The 17,523-nt window shown below is 69.7% G+C and carries 17 protein-coding genes and 1 tRNA gene; 7 read left to right on the top strand and 11 right to left on the bottom strand.

Translation table 11 applies throughout. From position 1 onward, the window contains the following. The first annotated feature begins 18 nt into the window (after positions 1 to 18). On the top strand, positions 19 to 516 hold the full coding sequence (locus AVP41_RS03885; RefSeq protein ID WP_067160979.1) for a MarR family winged helix-turn-helix transcriptional regulator: 498 nt from the start codon (positions 19 to 21) through the stop codon (positions 514 to 516). 71 nt (positions 517 to 587) lie between these two features. Here AVP41_RS03885 and AVP41_RS03880 read toward each other — a convergent pair. Beyond that, a tRNA-Met gene (locus AVP41_RS03880) sits at positions 588 to 661 on the bottom strand. A 91-nt stretch (positions 662 to 752) separates the two neighbouring features. On the opposite strand from AVP41_RS03880, the gene AVP41_RS03875 reads away from it, so the two are divergent. Together AVP41_RS03875 and AVP41_RS03870 are read left to right on the top strand one after the other, a co-directional pair. Then, the gene (locus AVP41_RS03875; protein ID WP_067160976.1) at positions 753 to 1,274 is read left to right on the top strand and encodes a DUF6328 family protein; all 522 of its coding nucleotides are present in this window, start codon (positions 753 to 755) and stop codon (positions 1,272 to 1,274) included. Then, the gene (locus AVP41_RS03870) at positions 1,271 to 2,098 is read left to right on the top strand and encodes a carbon-nitrogen hydrolase family protein (RefSeq protein ID WP_082829000.1); all 828 of its coding nucleotides are present in this window, start codon (positions 1,271 to 1,273) and stop codon (positions 2,096 to 2,098) included. The genes AVP41_RS03875 and AVP41_RS03870 overlap by 4 nt, the downstream gene beginning before the upstream one ends. A gap of 18 nt (positions 2,099 to 2,116) precedes the next feature. Here AVP41_RS03870 and AVP41_RS03865 read toward each other — a convergent pair whose 3' ends face one another. After that, on the bottom strand, positions 2,117 to 3,352 hold the full coding sequence (locus AVP41_RS03865) for an aminotransferase class I/II-fold pyridoxal phosphate-dependent enzyme (RefSeq protein WP_231902654.1): 1,236 nt from the start codon (positions 3,350 to 3,352) through the stop codon (positions 2,117 to 2,119). 94 nt (positions 3,353 to 3,446) lie between these two features. On the opposite strand from AVP41_RS03865, the gene AVP41_RS03860 reads away from it, so the two are divergent. Genes AVP41_RS03860 through AVP41_RS03850 form a run of 3 tightly spaced genes read left to right on the top strand, consistent with a single transcriptional unit; the run spans position 3,447 to position 7,677 of the window. Beyond that, positions 3,447 to 4,967, top strand: coding sequence for a S1C family serine protease (locus AVP41_RS03860; protein ID WP_082828999.1), 1,521 nt, complete (start codon positions 3,447 to 3,449; stop codon positions 4,965 to 4,967). 38 nt (positions 4,968 to 5,005) lie between these two features. Further along, on the top strand, positions 5,006 to 6,235 hold the full coding sequence (locus AVP41_RS03855) for a CDP-glycerol glycerophosphotransferase family protein (protein WP_067160973.1): 1,230 nt from the start codon (positions 5,006 to 5,008) through the stop codon (positions 6,233 to 6,235). Continuing rightward, the gene (locus tag AVP41_RS03850; protein WP_067160970.1) at positions 6,232 to 7,677 is read left to right on the top strand and encodes a CDP-glycerol glycerophosphotransferase family protein; all 1,446 of its coding nucleotides are present in this window, start codon (positions 6,232 to 6,234) and stop codon (positions 7,675 to 7,677) included. Before AVP41_RS03855 ends, AVP41_RS03850 begins: the two co-directional genes overlap by 4 nt. Before the next feature lie 46 nt (positions 7,678 to 7,723). Here AVP41_RS03850 and AVP41_RS03845 read toward each other — a convergent pair whose 3' ends face one another. The 4 genes from AVP41_RS03845 to AVP41_RS03830 all read right to left on the bottom strand — a co-directional run bounded on the left by AVP41_RS03845 (position 7,724) and on the right by AVP41_RS03830 (position 13,821). Then, positions 7,724 to 8,797 (bottom strand): glycosyltransferase family 2 protein, encoded by a 1,074-nt coding sequence (locus AVP41_RS03845; protein WP_067162759.1) that lies wholly within the window; start codon positions 8,795 to 8,797, stop codon positions 7,724 to 7,726. A gap of 8 nt (positions 8,798 to 8,805) precedes the next feature. Further along, the gene (locus AVP41_RS03840; RefSeq protein WP_231902653.1) at positions 8,806 to 11,220 is read right to left on the bottom strand and encodes a glycosyltransferase; all 2,415 of its coding nucleotides are present in this window, start codon (positions 11,218 to 11,220) and stop codon (positions 8,806 to 8,808) included. 86 nt (positions 11,221 to 11,306) lie between these two features. After that, complete coding sequence (locus AVP41_RS03835) at positions 11,307 to 12,449, bottom strand: acyltransferase family protein (protein ID WP_067160966.1); 1,143 nt, start codon at positions 12,447 to 12,449, stop codon at positions 11,307 to 11,309. Between the two features lie 46 nt (positions 12,450 to 12,495). Beyond that, entirely contained in the window at positions 12,496 to 13,821 is a 1,326-nt protein-coding gene (locus tag AVP41_RS03830; protein WP_231902652.1) for a maltokinase N-terminal cap-like domain-containing protein, read from the bottom strand. 91 nt (positions 13,822 to 13,912) lie between these two features. Between AVP41_RS03830 and AVP41_RS03825 the strand changes: the two genes are divergently transcribed. After that, entirely contained in the window at positions 13,913 to 14,221 is a 309-nt protein-coding gene (locus tag AVP41_RS03825; RefSeq protein ID WP_197464244.1) for a helix-turn-helix domain-containing protein, read from the top strand. Positions 14,222 to 14,252: 31 nt separating this feature from the next. Here AVP41_RS03825 and AVP41_RS03820 read toward each other — a convergent pair whose 3' ends face one another. The 5 genes from AVP41_RS03820 to AVP41_RS03800 all read right to left on the bottom strand — a co-directional run bounded on the left by AVP41_RS03820 (position 14,253) and on the right by AVP41_RS03800 (position 17,353). Continuing rightward, positions 14,253 to 14,492, bottom strand: coding sequence for a hypothetical protein (locus AVP41_RS03820; RefSeq protein WP_067160962.1), 240 nt, complete (start codon positions 14,490 to 14,492; stop codon positions 14,253 to 14,255). Between the two features lie 46 nt (positions 14,493 to 14,538). After that, the gene (locus AVP41_RS03815) at positions 14,539 to 14,823 is read right to left on the bottom strand and encodes a hypothetical protein (protein WP_067160960.1); all 285 of its coding nucleotides are present in this window, start codon (positions 14,821 to 14,823) and stop codon (positions 14,539 to 14,541) included. A gap of 100 nt (positions 14,824 to 14,923) precedes the next feature. Next, the gene (locus AVP41_RS03810; protein WP_067160958.1) at positions 14,924 to 15,856 is read right to left on the bottom strand and encodes a hypothetical protein; all 933 of its coding nucleotides are present in this window, start codon (positions 15,854 to 15,856) and stop codon (positions 14,924 to 14,926) included. A gap of 47 nt (positions 15,857 to 15,903) precedes the next feature. Next, positions 15,904 to 16,596: a phosphocholine cytidylyltransferase family protein gene (locus tag AVP41_RS03805; RefSeq protein ID WP_067160956.1), complete on the bottom strand. Its 693-nt coding sequence runs from the start codon at positions 16,594 to 16,596 to the stop codon at positions 15,904 to 15,906. Between the two features lie 181 nt (positions 16,597 to 16,777). Beyond that, a complete protein-coding gene (locus AVP41_RS03800) occupies positions 16,778 to 17,353 on the bottom strand; it encodes a hypothetical protein (RefSeq protein WP_157532377.1) in 576 nt (191 codons plus the stop codon). Between the last annotated feature and the right edge of the window lie 170 nt (positions 17,354 to 17,523).

Below are 17,523 nucleotides of genomic sequence, written 5' to 3'. Positions count from 1 at the left end.
CAACGAGAGGGTGTCCACATGGTTGACCAGCGCTGGGTTCCTCAGAGCCCCCGTGACGAACTGGTCCTCGATGTCATGCGTTCGCTGCGTGCCTTCTCCGATGCGATGGATCACATGCACGGAGGCATCCGTGGGGAGATGGACATGAACGCCAGTGATCTGGCAGCCCTGCGCATGCTCATCGTGCGCGAAGGTCGGGGAGAGCTCGTCTCCCCGCACGACATCGCCCGGCATCTGGCGATCTCCACCGCCTCGACGACCAAGCTGCTGGATCGGCTCACGGCCAGCGGGCATCTCGAGCGGCGTCCGCACCCCCACGACGGTCGTTCCCGGGTGGTGGTCCTGTCGGAGGGCGCGAGAGTGGACTTCTATCGCCACTTCGGGGAGCGCATGAGGCGCATGCGGGATGCGATGGTGAGCTACACCGACGACGAGCTCCGGGCGATCGCCCGGTTCCTGGGGGACATGGAGCTCGTCGTGGGGGACTCGCCTGCTCGCGACCGAGCGGGGGCATGACGACCCGGGCGTGACGATCACACGGCGGGAATGCGAAGAAGGCGCCCCCTGGGGGACGCCTTCTTCTCTTGTTGCGGGGACAGGATTTGAACCTGCGACCTCTGGGTTATGAGCCCAGCGAGCTACCGAGCTGCTCCACCCCGCGGCACAAGAAGTCAGCCTAGCACGCTCTGAGGCAGGGGGCGAATCCGCTCGGATTCTTGCCTCGGCGAGACGCGGGGCAGGAGGATGAAGGCATGACGGAAGCGGCGACGAGGGGTGACGCGGCGGACGCGCGCCCCGGCGATGGACGTGCCGAGACGGTCAACGAGCGCGCCGACCGCAACTGGAGCGAGGTGCTTCAGGAGCTTCGTGTCTTGCAGACGGGAACCCAGATCCTCACGGGGTTCCTCCTCGCTCTCGCCTTCCAACCCGCTTTCGCCGACCTCGATGATCGTCAGCGCGTCTTCTACCTCGTCCTGGTCATGCTCGCCGCCCTCAGCGCGATCGTCGCGCTCGCGCCCGTCGCCCTGCACCGGATGCTGTTCCGACGCGGTGCGAAGCCCATCATCGTCGCCTTCGGACACGCGGCGCTGATCACCGCCCTGTTCACGGTCTCGCTCATGATGATGGGCGTCGTCGCCTTCGTCTTCGATGTGGTCGTGGGCGCGGGGGCCGCGTGGAGCGCCGGGGGCGCGCTGGGCGTGGTCATCGGGATCCTCTGGATCGTCGTCCCTCGCATGATGGCGGCCGCACGCCGATCGGCGGACGTGTCGTGAGCGCGTCGGTGGGAGTGTCGGTGGGACAGTTCGCTCCGTCGGCAGACCGCGCCGCCAATCTCGACACCATCGGCGACCTGGTTCGGCGCTCGGCGGAGCGCGGAGCCGACCTCCTCCTGCTCCCGGAGTATTCGAGCTACTTCGTGGATCCGTTCGATGCGTCGCTCGCCGAGAACGCCGAACCGCTCGACGGGCCGTTCGTCGCCGCGCTCACGGCCCTCTCCCGTCAGCATGACCTCACGATCGTTGCGGGGCTGCTCGAAGAGGCAGATGGTGGGCGCGTGCGCAACACCGTCGTCGCCGTCGACGGTGGTGGCCTCCTCGCGCGCTACCGCAAGCTGCACCTCTTCGACGCGTTCGGGCAGCGCGAATCGGACTGGATCGAGCCTGGCGCGGTGGAGGATCCGCAGACCTTCGAGGTCGCGGGAATGGTCTGCGGCTTGCTGACGTGTTACGACCTCCGCTTCCCCGAGGTGAGTCGGCTGCTGGCCGATGCCGGAGTAGAGCTCGCGCTCGTGCCGGCCCAATGGGTGAGGGGGCCGCTCAAGGAGCATCAGTGGCGGACACTCCTGCACGCGCGCGCCATCGAGAACACGTTCTTCGTAGCGGCGGCCGATCATCCGCCGCCGTTGGGTGTCGGCGCCTCGATGATCGTCGACCCCGTGGGCGTCGAGGTGGCCGGTGTCGGCACGGCGACCGACGTCGCGGTCGCCCATCTGGACCGCGCCGCCGTGTCCCGCGTCCGGCGCATCAACCCGGCCCTGGCCCTGCGCCGGTTCGGGGTGACGCCGAGGCGGAGCGAGACCGTGCCGCAGGCCGAGTGAGGTCGCGTGCGGGCGGGGCTACGCGCGCACCATCGTCGCCAACCGCTGTGACGCGTCGGCGATGACCTCGAGGCGCTTGCACGCGGCGAAGCGCACGAGCCAGGAGTAGTCCTCGCGATGCTCTGTCGTGACGAATGCGGTCACCGGGATCGCCACGACGCCGACAGTTTCCGGCAGCCATCGGCACAAGTCGTCGGCGTCGGTTCTGCCGTGCGCCTCGCCGAGGTCCCGGGCGTCGGCGATCGTGAAGTACCCCGCGTGCGGCGCGATCACGGAGAACCCTGCTGCCTGGAGCCCGGTCGCCAGAAGCGCGTGCTTGTCCCGCAGCGTCGCGGCGGCGCCGAAGAAGAACTCATCGGGGAGGCGCAGACCGACAGCGACCGCCGGCTGGAAAGGCGCACCGTTGACGTAGGTGAGCCACTGCTTCACGGCGACGACGGCGTCGATGAGGCGCGCCGGGCCGGTGATCCAGCCGACCTTCCACCCCGTGACCGAGAAGGTCTTGCCGGCAGAAGAGATCGAGAGGGTGCGCTCGCGCGCTCCTTCCAGGCTGGCCAGCGGCACGTGCCGAGAGCGGAAGACGAGGTGCTCGTACACCTCGTCGGTCACGATGATCGCGTCGTGCCGCGCGGCCAAGCGGACGATCTCGTCGCGGACCTCGGCGTCGAAGGTCATGCCGGTGGGATTGTGGGGGTCGTTGACGAGGATGATGCGGGTTCGATCGCTCACTGCGCGCCGCAGCTCCTCCAGGTCCGGTTGGAAGCGAGGTGACCGCAACGGCACAGGCACCAGGGTCGCACCGGCGAGAGCGATCAGCGCGGCGTAGGCGTCATACGTCGGCTCGAAGACGACGACCTCGTCGCCGGGACCGTCGATGAGCCCCAGAAGAGTCGCGGCGAGCGCCTCGGTGGCGCCGGCCGTGATGAGCACTTCGCGGTCGGGATCGACCGCGAGACCGTAGAAGCGGCGCTGGTGTTCCGACACGGCGTGCCGGAGATCGGGCTCACCTCGCCCGGGTGGGTACTGGTTTCGCCCGGTCGAGATCGCCGCTCGTGCCGCGGCGAGCACCTCGTCAGGACCGTCTTCATCGGGGAAGCCCTGCCCGAGGTTGATCGCCCCCGTCTGGGCGGCGAGGGCACTCATCTCGGCGAAGATGGTCGGGGCGCTCGTGCCGTCGGGGGCCAGCAGGCCCGCTCCCCGCGCGGCGCGCTGCCAGGCTCCGGGCGGTGGCGGCGTCGACGGAATGCGCTGCACCGGGTCAGGCTACACGCATAGGCTGATCGAGGCCTCGCCATAAGGAACGCACAGCATTGCGGGTCAAGCTGAGGGAGTCTCGAAAGGAACCGCCATGAGCACTTCATCACCGGAAGACCACACCTCCGTCCCCGACGCCGGGTCGTTCCCGAACGGTGCGAACGACGCGGCGTCCGACACCGCCGCCTCGCACACCGGCGCCGCCTCGCACACCGGCCCCGCCTCGCCGGCGTCCGAGTCCGCCCCCGCGGCTCCTGATACGGCTGGCGAGGCCGTTCCCCCGCGTCCGCCTCTGCCGTACGGTGGCGCGTTCCACACGCAGCCCACGCAGCCTTACGCCCCGGGCCCGTACGCCTCGGCGCCGGCGCAGCCGGGGTCGACGCCGCACGCAGCCGACCACACGGGGGCTGAACCGTCCGGGCGCGTCGGAGCGGGCAAGATCGTCGCCATCATGGTCGCCGCCGCCCTCGTCGGTGGTGCGGCCGGGCTTGGCGCGTCGGCCGCTGGCGGTTCGATCTTCACCGCGAACGGCTCCACGGTCGTGACCTCCGGTCCCTCCACCGTCACCGTCAACAACCGTGAGTCGGTCAACCAGACCACGGCGATCGCGGCAAAGGTCCTCCCGAGCGTCGTCACCATCGCCGCGACGTCCGGCTCCGGCGGTGGCACGGGTTCCGGTGTCGTGCTCAGCAGCGACGGCTACGTCGTGACGAACACCCACGTCGTCACCCTCGATGGCGCCACGGGAGACGCGGCGATCACCGTGACGACCTCCGACGGCAAGGTCTATCAGGCCACCGTCGTGGGCACCGACCCCACCTACGACCTGGCCGTCATCAAACTCAAGGACGCCAGCGGTTTGACGCCCATCGAGTTCGCCGACTCGTCCTCGCTGAACGTCGGCGATCAGACCGTCGCGATCGGTGCGCCACTCGGGCTCTCGAACACCGTCACCACGGGCATCGTGAGCGCGCTCAACCGCTCGATCCAGATCGCCTCGTCCGCCGCGCCCGACGGCGGCGGAGACGACGACTCGCCGCAGGGACAGAACGAGTCGCCCTTCCAGTTCGACTTCGGTCAGGGCCAGCAGCAGCAGTCACCGAAGAGCTCGATCTCCATCGCCGTGATCCAGACCGACGCCGCCATCAACCCCGGCAACTCCGGCGGTGCTCTGGTAGACGAGGCCGGGAAGCTCATCGGCATCAACGTGGCGATCGCCTCCACCGGCGGGTCCAGCTCGAGCCAGGCCGGTTCGATCGGCGTGGGCTTCTCGATCCCGTCGAACGTCGTCAAGCGCATCACCGACGAGCTCATCGACAAGGGGGCGGCCACGCACGGACTCCTCGGGGCGATGGTCGGCGACGCCGCGTCGCAGAAGGGCGCAACGACCGCGGGCGCCTACATCAGCGAGGTGTCCGCCGGAGGAGCGGCAGCCAAGGCGGGGCTCAAGGCCGGCGATGTGGTCACCTCGTTCAACGGGGTGCCGATCACCGACGCGACCGATCTGACGGCGCAGGTGCGCGCACTCGCCGCAGGAAGCAGGGCGACCGTCGTCTACGTGCGTGACGGCGAGACCGCCTCGGTCGACGTGACCCTCGGAACGCTCTCCGACTGACGGCCTCGAAGGACGCCACCCCGCGATAGGCTCGCGAGGTGGCGTCCTTCTCTTTCGGTGCGGGAAACGTCGCCAAGCTGGTGCGGATCCCGCTGTACGTCTTCGGGCGACTGGCCACGATGATCGTTCCGCGCTCGTCGCGTGAGTGGGTCTTCGGCTCCGCGGTCGGCATCGCTGACGGCGCCCTGGCTCTCTGGCGTGTTGCGGCTGCCGCGGGAGAGCAGACGGTGTGGCTCGTCGCCGACGACGAGCAGGCACGCGCGGCCGCCACGGCAGGTATCCCTGCGGTGCGGAAGGGCTCTGCCCGCGCTTTCTGGCGGACAGCGCGGGCGCGGGTCGTCGTCGTGACGCACGGCTTCGGCGACGTCGACCGCTACGCGACGACGGGCGCGGTCGTGGTCCAGTTGTGGCACGGCATTCCCCTCAAGCGCATCGGACTCGACTCGCCCGCGACGGTGCGGGCGCCTCTGGTGATCCTCCGGCCTCTGATCGCCGCGCTGTATCGGCGCACGCAGCGGCAGATCCGGCTGATCCCGGCGGCATCGCACCTCGTGCGGGGCCGTCTGGAGTCCGCGTTCGCCCTTCCCGACCCGAGTGTTCCGGTGACGGGGGAGCCGCGTGTCGACGTGCTGTCGACCGGCTCGGCGGCGGAGCGACACGACGCGGCACGTGCCGAGATCGAGCGTGTCGTGGGACCGGTCGATGGCCGCGCGCTCGTGCTGTACGCACCGACGTGGCGCGACGGCGCCCCCGACCCCGCGGTGCCCGATGCAGCGCAATGGCAACGCATCGTCGAGGTCCTGGAGGAGCGGGACGCGGTTCTCCTCATCCGCTCGCACCCGCTCGGGGCGGGAGACTACGCCGCGGGAGTCGGTGATCGGATACGTCTGCTCGGCAGCGACCTCGTCGCCGACGTCACCCCGCTGCTCCCGGCCCTGCGGGCGCTCGTCACGGACTACTCCTCCTTGATCTTCGACGCCTCGCTCGTGCCGGTCCCCGCGGTCTTCCTTGCCCCCGACCTCGAGTCCTACGAAGCCGAGCGCGGGTTCTACGGCCGCTACGCGGACGTGTCCGGGGGAGAGCACGCCCGCGACTGGGCTCAGGCGGCCGACCAGCTCGCCGCGGTCCTCGCCGACGGAGCGGAACGGGACAGGCGATTGGAGCGGGCACGGGCGCTCGACGCGCGGGTGCACGCCTTCCGCGACGGGCGGAACACCGAACGCGTGTACGTGCGCATCCGCGACATCCTGGAAGGGCAACGGCGATGATCGAGGCACGCTTCACACCCCACCCCGCTCTCGAGCTCACCGGCCGCGGCGACCGCCCCCGCCGCGTCGAGCTCCGCGGCTCCCGCGCGCGCGTCCCGGGCCGGATCACCGGCCGCGGGAAGACGTGGCGCGCGGTGATCCCGTTGGAGGCAGCGCGCTGGGACGGGCCGACGCTTCCCCTCCCGTCCGGGGACTACCTCGTGGAGGCCACGTTCGACGGCGGCGGACTCGCGGAGGCACCACCCGCGCTGCCGTTGACGCAGTGGCCGTCGCTGCGGGCCGAGCTGCGCGACGGGGTACTGCGGGTCGGTCCGCCCCTCGATCCCGCGTACGACTCGGGAGAGGGCCAGGACGCGCTGGAACGTCGATACGCGACGCGGCCCCAGGGGCTGGAGAACGCCGTCTTCTTCGAGAGCTTCTACGGGCGCAGCGCCAGCTGCAATCCCAGGGCGATCGATCGCGAGCTCGCGCGGCTCGCACCGAACGTCGTGCGCTACTGGAGCGTCGTCGATCTGTCGGTGCAGGTGCCGGACGGCGCGATCGCGGTCGTGGAGGGAAGCCCGGAATGGTGGCGCGCGCGGGGCGCGGCGCGGCTGCTCGTGGTCAACGACTGGCTGCGCCGCCGATTCTCGCGGCGTCCGGGACAGATCGTGCTGCAGACCTGGCACGGGACGCCCCTCAAGCGCCTCGCCCTCCATCGTCCCGGCTTCGATCCACGGCGCGCCCTCGCGGTGCTGAAGGAGTCGCGGCGATGGAATGTGCTCCTGGCGCAGAACCCCTATGCTGCACGGGTCCTGCGGGGGGCGTACGCGTTCCGCCGCCGTCCGATCTGGATCGAGGGGTATCCCCGCAATGACGTCCTGGTGACGGGGCAGCCCGGTCCGGTGCGGCGTCGCCTCGGCATCCCCGACGACGAGCATGTGATCCTCTATGCGCCGACGTGGCGAGACGACCGCGCCGACATCGTCGACTTCCTCGATCTGGAACGGTTGGCGGCGGCCACGGGCGCGATCGTGCTCGTGCGCGGCCACTCGCGAACGCTCTCCGGAGGAGACGACGCAGAGGGCCCCCGCGTCATCGACGTCACCTCATACCCCGATGTGTCCGACCTGCTGGTGGCCGCCGACGCCTTGATCACGGACTACTCGTCGGTCATGTTCGACTTCACGGTCACCGGGAAGCCCGTCTACTTCTTCGCCCCGGACATCGAGCACTACCGCGGGGAGCTGCGGGGTTTCTCCTTCGATCTCCTCGCCGAGGCGCCCGGGCCGGTCAGTGTCACTCAGGACGAACTGGAAGCCCATCTCGCCGACGGCGGTGTCGTCGACGACTTCGCGGAACGCTACCGTGCGTGGCGCCGACGGTTCAACGAGCGCGAGGACGGTGCAGCGGCCCAGCGGGTCGTCGCCCGGATCCTCGATCAGGGGTTCGTCGAACGCTGATCGGGAATGCGGCCGCTCGGCGGCTCGGGTGGCCGTGTCGACGTCGTCACGGCAGTGGGGTGTTGCGCTCCAGCCGCGACGTATCGACGGTCTCCTGGGCGCCGCGCATCAGTCCCCACACGAAGCCGGCCCCCCACGCGAGGTGCATCGAGGGGAGAACGGCGAGGCTCCACAGCCGTTCCCGCCCGCCGCGTCCCCGGCTGGGCGCGGCCGCGAAAGCGAGGACGAGGAGCACGTAGACCGCGATCGGCGCGTAGACGATGCTGGCGACGAGCGACGCGGGGCCCGTGAGCAGGCGGGCGGCTTGCAGCACGCCGACCACGGCCGCCACCGCGACGAGCAGCACGAGCAGGGGAGGGGCGAAGTACCGCAGCGAGTTTCCGGTCCCGTAGCGTCGGACTAGCTCCCCTCGCCATGTGCCCGTGGCGCGGAACTGGCGGACGAGCCGGCTCCAGCTCTCGCGGGGCCAGTAGGTGACCGAGAGCGCGGGGTCGAACCAGACTCGGTAGCCGGCGCGACGGATCCGGAGATTGAGCTCCCAGTCCTCGCCGCGGCGGATGGACTCGTCGAACAGGCCGACGTCCTCCAGGACGGATCGTCGCATGACCCCGAGGTAGGCCGACTCCGCAGGGCCGGCCTCGCCCGAGCCGTGATACGCCCCGCCGCCGAGGCCGACGGGGGAGTTGTATGCGTGGGCGACGGCGCGCTGGAAGGGGGTGCGCCCCTCGGCCCGCATGATGCCCCCGACGTTGGCCGCGCGCTCCCGGGCGAGCGTCTGCAACGCTCGGGCGGTGTAGCCGGGGGCGAGCTCGGAGTGCGCGTCGACGCGCACCACTGTCGGGTAGGAGCCGGCGCAGATGGCCAGATTGAGACCGACCGGGATGTCGGCGGCCGCGTTCTCGACCAGGCGGATCCGCTCGTCGCTCTCGGCGAGCTCGTGCGCCAACTCGGTCGTGCCATCGTGCGAGGGACCGAGGGCGAGGATGATCTCGGACGGACCATCGACATCCTGCGCGAGCACGGTGCGCACGGCGCGTTCGAGGTAATCCCGTTCGTTGAGCACGGGCATCACGAAGGTGACGCCCGACCCCTCCGGGGGGACGTCGGCGTCGCGGGTCATGTGGTCGATCATTCCGGATGCGGCACGAGTTCGTCGAACTGGGCCAGGACCTCCGCCGTGTACTGCTCGACGTCCAGCGCTGCGGGGGCCACTCGGCCTTCCAGGTAGGCGAGCATCCCCTCGGCCAGGGCGTCGTCGTCGCGGTCGACCACGTGCATGTCGTCGCCCGGCAGGGCGCCGCGGGCGGACCCGAACGCCGTGGAGACGATCGGCATCCCGCGCTGAGCGGCTTCGATCAGCACCATCGGCTGGCCCTCGTAGTCGCTCGACAGCACGAAGCAGTCGGTGCGATCCATGATCCGCCCCGGCTGTGGTTGTGGACCGGTGAGGAACACGGCCCCGGTGAGCCCGGCCGCACGCACCTGCGCCTCCAGGTCGGCCGCGAGGGGACCGCCGCCGACGATGAACAACTGCGTCGCCGACCGCTCGGCGTGGACGCGGGAGAACGCGCGGATCAACCGCGCGTGGTTCTTCTCGGTCGAGAGGCGTCCGACCGTGATGAAGCGCTGCACACCCTCGATCTCCAACGCGTGGCGCCAGGCCTCGTCCTCCTCGCTGCGGGGTGCCTCGGGCTCCGCATCCACGGCCTGCTCGACGGGGTCCGGGAGATTCCGCAGTGTCCGGAACCTATCGGCGGGGGCGTAGCGGGCCAGTTCGGCGCGGTTGAGCTCCGTGAGCGACGGAGACACCGAGACCAACTGGTCGTACGCCCGGTACATCGCAAAGACGCGCCCGAGGGAGCGGCGGAAGGGCTGCTTCCCGGCGACCGTGCGCTCTCGGTCGGCTGCCATCTCATTGTGCAGCCAGATGGCGCGGACAGCGCGGGGGGAATGCAGCATCAGGTGTGCCCAGAACGGGCTGTAGCCACTGAAGTCGGCGACCCAGTCGAAACGGGCGGTTCCGAAGACCCGCGTCCATTCATCCCGCCAGAGCGTGCGATGACCGAAGCGTCGATGAGCGCGGAGCGGATCGGTGCTCACGTCCTCGAGTCGCCGCAAGAGCTGTCGGCCCTTCAGGCCGTTCATCCCCCCGATGCGGAAGATCTGTCTGATGCCGGGGTCGAGTCGGGCCTGGTTGCGGCGTGTCGTGTCGCCCCTGGGGAACGCCATGAGTGCGGTGACGTCGTACTTCTCCCGATCCAGGGAGTTGAGGAGGTTCACGGCAGAGGTCGTGATGCCGTTCATCCGAATGCCGCCGACGTAGAAGAGCAGGCGCGGCTTCCCGTCCCGTCGTGCGGTGCGGATGCGGCGGTCGCGTACTCGTCCGCGGAAGACGACGTCGATGACGCGGTCCCCGGCGTCACCGTCTTCGTAGGGGACGAAGCGGGCGGCCCACTCGTCGTACCGGGCGTGCCGCAGGGCGCCGGGTGCCATGAGGTCGCGCAGGGCGCTGGCCACCGCGGTCGCGTCCGTCGACACGGGCCCGGGAAGCTCGTCGAGCGGGAGGTAGGTGCCTCGTTCCATGGCGTAGCTCGACGCATCCGAGACCAGGAAGCCGATGGGGCGGCCGGTGGCGAGATAGTCGAAGAAGATCGACGAGTAGTCGGTCACCAACGCATCCGCCACTCCGAGGAGCACATTCGCGGGGATGGTGTTGGGCACGAGGAGGCGACGTAGCGACGGAACGCCCTGTGCGAGTGAATGCACGACCTGGTGCGTCTTGACGAGCACGACGACGCCGTCGCCGAGACCACGCTGGAGCTCCGCGGCCTGATCGGCGAGGTGGGCGAGGTCGGCATCGGGCGACTGGAACGAGGCGCCGCGCCACGTGGGGGCGAACAGCACGATGCGGCGGCCGTCGAGGGGCACGTCGAGCTGCTCGGTGAGCGTCTTCCGGACGGATTCCTCCTCGGCGTCGGTGAGGCGCTGGCGATCGATGCGGGGGTAACCCTCCTCGATGATCGAGCCCGGGTAGATGTTGCGCAGTTGGTAGGCGTCCTCGTACATGACCTCGGTCATGAAGGGGTTGGCGGCCAGGAGGTAGTCGGCGCTCAGCAGGTTTCGCAGCGTGTTCGCCGACTCGCGCGCGCCGCCGGGCATGTCGAACCCCATGAGCTTCAACGGAGTGCCGTGCCACGTGTTGAGATACACCTGTCCCGGGCGCTTCCCGAAGGACGGCGGGAACGTCGCGTTGTTGATCAGGTACCCCGCGGTCGATACGGCCGTCCAGTAGGCGGCGCTTCCTCGCTCCACGATCCGGATGTCTCGTCGGCCGGCGAACTCGCGACGGAGCGCAGCGGCGGCGTCGGTGTCGCTGAGCGCCCAGATGTGCTCCAGATCGCCGAAGTCGGGGTCGGCGAGGAGCCGCCGGAAGATCGCTTCCGGGTTGCAGAGCGCCCCGTTGCCGGCGAAGGACTCGTAGAGGACGGTCCGGGGGCGAATGGGGAGGAGCCGGGCGAGGGCGATCTGTTCGGCGGCAGCCATGCGCCGTGCCCGACGAAGGGTCTTGGACAGGACAGCGGGCAGTCTCAGGCGCATGGGTGGGCGGTGCTCTCGATCGTCGGCCGACGTCAGGGCGCGATCTCGTTCGCCCGACGCCGTGCTCGTGCGGCGACGGCGCGGTGAACACGACGCGCCGCCTGATGCATTTTAGCTTCGACAAGCTGATAGAAGCCCCAGGCGACCAGGAGGCTGAGGGGGATGCCGAGCAGGCCCACGAGCTGCCAGTTCTGTGAGCCGACCGCGTAGGCGAGCGTGGCGAGGATCGGCACGTGCACGAGGTACAGGCTGAACGAGATCTTGCCGAGCCACTGCATGACGGGGGTTTCGAAGAAGCGCATGACCGGTGCCCACGCCAGGCTCACCACGACCAGTCCCGCCGCCCCCGGTGCGGCCAGCGACCACAGGACCGTGTTGAGGATTCCTCCGCTGGGTGCGATGGGGCGGGCCAGCCAGCTCGCGATGAGGAGCAACACGCTTCCCGCGGCGAACAGCGGCATGAACCAGCGTGGTCGCGGCCGCTCGACCCAAGCGAGCATGTCGGGAAGGCGGGTGGCCATGATCGTGCCCATGAGGAAGATCGGGAAGTAGAGAAGCTCGGGTTGCTCCAGCATCCGGCCGACCAGACTCAGGGCCGCGCACGCGAGCACGGCGGTGAGCGCCCACCGCCGCACGAGAAGCGCGAGGGCCGTCGCGAAGGGGAGGAGGATCGAGTACACGAGCTCCCAGTGCAGCGACCAGAGCGGGTTGTTCAAGGGGTAGGACCGCGGTATCAGCGTCATCTGGGCGAGCAGGCTGGGCGGATAGACCTGCGTGGCGTGTGTGTCGGTCATCCATGAGCCGGCGGGCATCCGCGAGGGATCGCGGGGCACGAGGAGGATCAGCAGGGCGGCGAACAGCAGTGCCGCGATGACGGGTCCGTAGAGGCGCACGACCCGCGCGGACAGGAACCCCATCCAGGAGAAGCCGGCGCGGAAGACGGGAAGGACCACGACCAGGCCCGACAGGACGAAGAAGACGAGCACGGCCTCGTTGCCGGCCGTGATGAGCTTGGCGGGCGACTGGGAGATCCATGCCCAGACGACGGTTCCCTGCAGCCACGGCTGCGCGATGAGGAGCCAGTGGTGCAGCAGCACCACCATCGCTGCAACCCCGCGCAATCCGTCGAGGCTGTTGATGCGGCCGCTCGCGCGCGGGGGAGGAGTGGTGACCATCGCGTCAACGGTATCCACAACTGCCCTGAGTGGACGCCGAACGCGCTCAATCCGTGTCGACGAGCCGATCGATCGCGGTCAGGGGGATCTCGAGCCATGAGGGGCGGTTGCGAGTCTCATAGATCGCCTCGTAGACCGCTTTGTCGAGTTCGAATGCATCCAGCAGTGCTCCCGCGGACGGACGCTGCGTCCGGCGCTCGTATCCGCGGAGGAATCCATCACGCGCAGCCTCGGCCCAGCCGCGGAGGTGCTCGGGGTTGCCTTCGTTCTGCAGCGAGCCCACCACATAGTCGAAGGACCGCAGCATTCCTGCGATGTCTCGCCATGCGGCATCTGGTCGCAGCCGCTCCGTCATGGGTCGGAGCGGCTCGCCCTCGAAGTCCAGCAGCACCCACCCCCGGGCGGGAACCTGGAGGACCTGTCCGAGGTGGTAGTCGCCATGGATCCGCTGTAGCGGCGGCCAGGGGGTCTCGAGAGCGAGGTCGTACGCCTCGGCGATTGCCGAGCGGTGCCTCTGTATGGCGGGCACCTCGGCGACGGCGAGGCGGAGCCGCCGGTCCCATGCGGTGGCGATCGCGTGACGCGCAGCGGCATCGGAAGGTGTCGTGGGGAACAGCTCGGCAAGCCGAAGGTGGACGTCGGCGGTCGCCTCGCCCAGCGTTCGGGCATCCTCGACAAAGCTCCGACCCGCGAGGGCCGCCGAGCGGGCGACGCGCCACGCGTCTTCGACGTCGGGGAAGTACTCCTGCGCGAAGGCGAGCGCCCCCGACGCTGAGGGAGTCCACGCGCCTTCCCACACGCCGACTGCCGCGGGGACACGTGAGCATCCCGACCTCGCGAGTGTGCTCTGCAGCTCGATGTCAGGGTGAGGCCCCGTGTGGAGCTGACGATAGATCTTGCAGATCACCGCCGGGCGCCCCTCGGCGCGGTAGATGATCGAGGTGTTGGATTGCTCTCCGTCGAGGACGCGTGCCGGCCCCGCCGAGACTTGAGGGGCCACCGCGTGAGCCAGCGCGGCCGTGTACGCGGGGTGGTGGGGGCCGTCGATCACGACGTTTCCGTCCCCGCGGCGGCCGATGACGCCGAGACTCGTCGCCGCGGTGCTGCCCTCCGCGTCGACGAGGGGGACGTGGTAGGTCACCCCCGTCGTGGTGGCCTCGTCGCGGACGATCAGGACGTATACGCGCGTCGCGGGGACATCCGTGGGAAGGATGGCTGCCGCGATCGGACGCAGCCGAGGTGCGGTTCCCTTCGAGGCGAACCAGCGCTGCGTGGGAATCCACGCCTGGAGGAGGGCGATCAGCTCGCGCGTGTCGGAGTCGGCGAAGGACGACTCCGTGAAGGAGAGCAGTCGTCGTCGCAGGTCACCCACGTCGCGAGCCTAGACCCGCAGCAAGTGTAGGCGTAAAGGCCCACTCATGAAAGCCTCCTGCCTGCGCGTCCATCGCGTCGATGCTGGGGGCATGTCCGAACCGCGTTCTCGAGCCTCCGCTCATGTGGGCATGCTCGTGCGCTCTCTTCGCGACAAGCAGACGGTGAGCCGGAAGGCGCTGGCCGAACGCGCGGATCTCGACGTGTCGCATCTTGCGCGGATCGAGAACGGACAGGGAAATCCCACGCTCTACGTGCTCATTCAGCTGGCCACTGCTCTCGATGTCGCTCCTGAGGTCTTCGTCCGGGGGCTGACTGCCGAGGACTTGCCGGCGAACATCGCGCCCTATTCGGAGGCTGACTTCCGTCGAGAGTTGCGCCGGCGAGCCGCCTCCGCGTGAGGTGACCGCCACCGCCCGCGGCGTCAGCGGGTCAGTCGCCGTCGCCGTCTGCGTCGGACGCCTCCGTCCCCGTGACGAACGGCACGGCCTCGATCGGGACAGCGACATACGCGTGGCCCTCGGGTGCGCGCAGGGCGGTGAGGTCGATGGCGGCGGGGGAGGCCTCCGTCGGACCCGCCAGTTGTTCCGAGGGGCTCGGCTCATCCCACGGCTCGGCAGGCAGGCCCGCCCACTCAGTGGGCTCCTCAGGGCGGCTCTGGAACAATCCCATGACTCCATTCTGCGCGTCGAGGGGGTGTTGCGGCCAGCACCTCGCCTCAGACGACGAAGCGCCATACGTACTCCTGGTCGGTGCCCGCGCGGAACCACGACAGAGTGATCGTCAGGGTGTCGAGGTCGCCATCGCAGAGACAGAGCTCGGCGGTGTCGCCGGGAACAACGCGTCCCCAGTACTCGTCGGGACCGTCGCTGCGGAACACCCGAACGAAGTCGGCCGGCTCGGTCCCACGATGGGTGATCAGCGGATGAGAATCGTGGACGCGGTCGACGCGCCACGGAACGCGGTACGGGTGGGGGGATTCCCCCTCCAGAATCTCCAGCATGCCGGAACGCTATGGGCACTGTCCGACGTCCATGGCCCCGCGTCGGGCGCCACACCGTCATGCTGTGGACAATGGGCAAACCAGGCCGCCCGGGGAGGCATCAGCGGACGTCGGTACTGCCTTCCACCGGGCTGATCCCCGTCGTCCCCGATGCCCGTCGGCGCCCCCGGGCAAGCCGTGACACCGTGCCGCCCGCGGCTTCACCGAGGCCAGCGACCGCTCCACCGACCTGGCGCAGCCGCGCCGCCAGTGCGTGCTCGACGGGACGGGCGCCGGGCTTGGGCTCCAACTCCGGCGGATAGGCCGACGGAGCGACGCCAAAAGCGCGACGAGAGGTGACCACGACGCGGCGACCCAAGAGATGGTTTCCGCCGCCGCCGATCGCAGCACCGACGCCGAAGGGGAGCGCCTTGCCGAGGACGGATGCGCCGCCTCGGGAGGCAAAGTGCCGGACGAAGGTCGACTTCAGCCGGTCCACGAGGGGACCCACGGCGGCGCGAGGGAGCGACGTGGTGATGAGCTCGCCCCAGTACTTGTCACGCGGCATACCCTTTCCCGACGCCTGTCGGGCCCACTGCGACACCAGTGCGACGCCCTCGGACCCCAGCATGATCGTGAGCACGAGTGCTCGCGCGCGGTCGGGGTCCTCTACCCGGATGCCGTGCAACTCGGCGAGCGACTGCGCGAACAGCGCGGTCGCGTCCAGAAATCCCGCGGTCTCCGCTCCGCTGAGGGCAAGGGTGATGCCGGTCCCGATGCCGGGCACGACGGCAGTCGCACCCACCGCGGCGCCACCGGTCGTGACCGCGGCGAGATAGCGCCGCTCGAGCATGCGGACGATCGTCGCGGGGGACGCGTCGGAGTGGCGCAGGCGAATGCTCCGCAGGTGCGCGACGACGACGGGCCGCTGGACGCTCAAGACCCGGTCGAGGGCACGCACGATCGCGGGGTGCTCCGGCGAACCCTCGGGCGGCAGTCCACCTGCCCACGGCGCGTCATCGGGCAGTGAGTGGATGCGGTGGACCTTGGCCATGATCGCCCGATCCTATGAGCGCGGCCTGAAGGGCGGCTGTGCGGTGGTCAGACGAAGAGATTCGCGCGCTCGAGGTCTTCCGCGAAGTCGACCTCGACTGCATACAGGTCGGAGATGTCGAGGGGGCGGACCACCATGCCGTTCTCCGCGATCGCCCGCTCGAGCCCCCGCTCGAAGTAGTCCTGATCGTCGACGCGGCTCAGCTGTGCAATGAGCGCTCGCTTGTCGGCGGCGGAGACGTAGTTGATCCCGACGGCCTCTCCGATGCCGCCCACGACCGTCTTGGACAGTTCCTGGATGTTTCCGGCGGCGTCGATCGTGTACTTGACCTCTTCGTCGCTGACCTTCGCGGTGTTCACCGTGACGAACGACTGGTCGCGCTCGACCAGCTCGATGGCCCGGCCCAGAACGCGCGGATCGAAGACGACGTCTCCGTTCATCCACAGCACACCGCTGCGACCCGTTGCCTTGAGGGCACGCAGGAGGCTCTTGGAGGTGTTGGTCTGGTCGTAGCGGTCGTTGTAGACGTAGTCGGCCTCGGGAAACGCCTCGACGATCGTCTCTGCGCGGTACCCGACGACGGCGGTGATCCGCGCGGACGTGCCGAACGCCGCACGGATGTTGTCGTGCTGCTGCTGCATGATGGTGCGGCCGTCGGCGAGCTCGGTGAGCGGCTTGGGCAGACTGCGTCCGAGCCGCGAGCCCATGCCGGCCGCAAGGATGACGATCTGAAGAGTCAAGCTGTGCTCCTGAAGGTGTTCACTGTCGTGTAGACGGAGAGACACGCCTTCGTGCCGTCTGTCATGGTATCGGAGGCCCCTGGGAAGGCGCAGGATATGGCGCCGCCGTTGCCCATTCGTGACCTCCGACGGGCTTCGTGTCGGCGTCCGGCATCCTCGGAGGAACCCTCGGGCCCACTTGCTAGGTTGGACGGGTGACAGCCTCCTCCTCGCCGTCGCACGACGATTCGATCGACGAGATCGGCCTGTCGGCGACTCCACCGCCACTTCCGTCGGTGCCTGCGGCGGAGGCGGCCCGGCGCGTCGCCGAGTCGGAGGAGGCCGCGGCGTCGGTCTCGAAGCCCGCTCGCAGTTCGGTGTCGGCCTCGCCCCGGCCGCCCCGGACCACGGCGAAGAAGCGTCCCGCAAAAGCCGCCTCGAAAGTCTCGTCCTCGGCTGCGTCGCGAGCAGCGGAGCCCGGGGACCCCGCTGCCCCTCCCGTGCCCGCTGCGCGTGACGACGAGGCGTCCGCCTCCCAGCGAGAAGGCGACGCCGGCTCGACGACGGGATCGCCGGCGACGGCGGCCCCCGGTTCCGCGAAGTCACCGCGCGCCGCGAAGAAGACGCCCAGCACCGCGAAGAAGGCGGCCGGCCCGAAGCCCGCCGCCGCGAAGAGGTCCGGCGTCGCGAAGAAGTCCGGCACGGCGAAGAAGCAGGCGGAATCTGTGCCGCCGGTACCTCCTCTGCCGACAGTCCCGCCCGTGCCGACGGCGGCCACGGTGCGGACCCCTCCCTCCGTGTCGTCGGTTCCCCCCGTACCGCCGTTGCCGAGCGCTGTCACGGCGCCGGACCCGGGAGGCGTCGAGGGGATTCCGGAGCCTACGACTGCGGAAGAGGCCCGCTCGGAGGCACTCGCTTCGGACATCGACGCTGTGGCGAGCAGCCAGG

Source organism: Microbacterium sp. TNHR37B (genome assembly GCF_001620065.1).
GTDB lineage: Bacteria > Actinomycetota > Actinomycetes > Actinomycetales > Microbacteriaceae > Microbacterium.
Note: the sequence above shows the minus strand (reverse complement) of the source record. Positions and strands in the feature narration are given on the sequence as shown.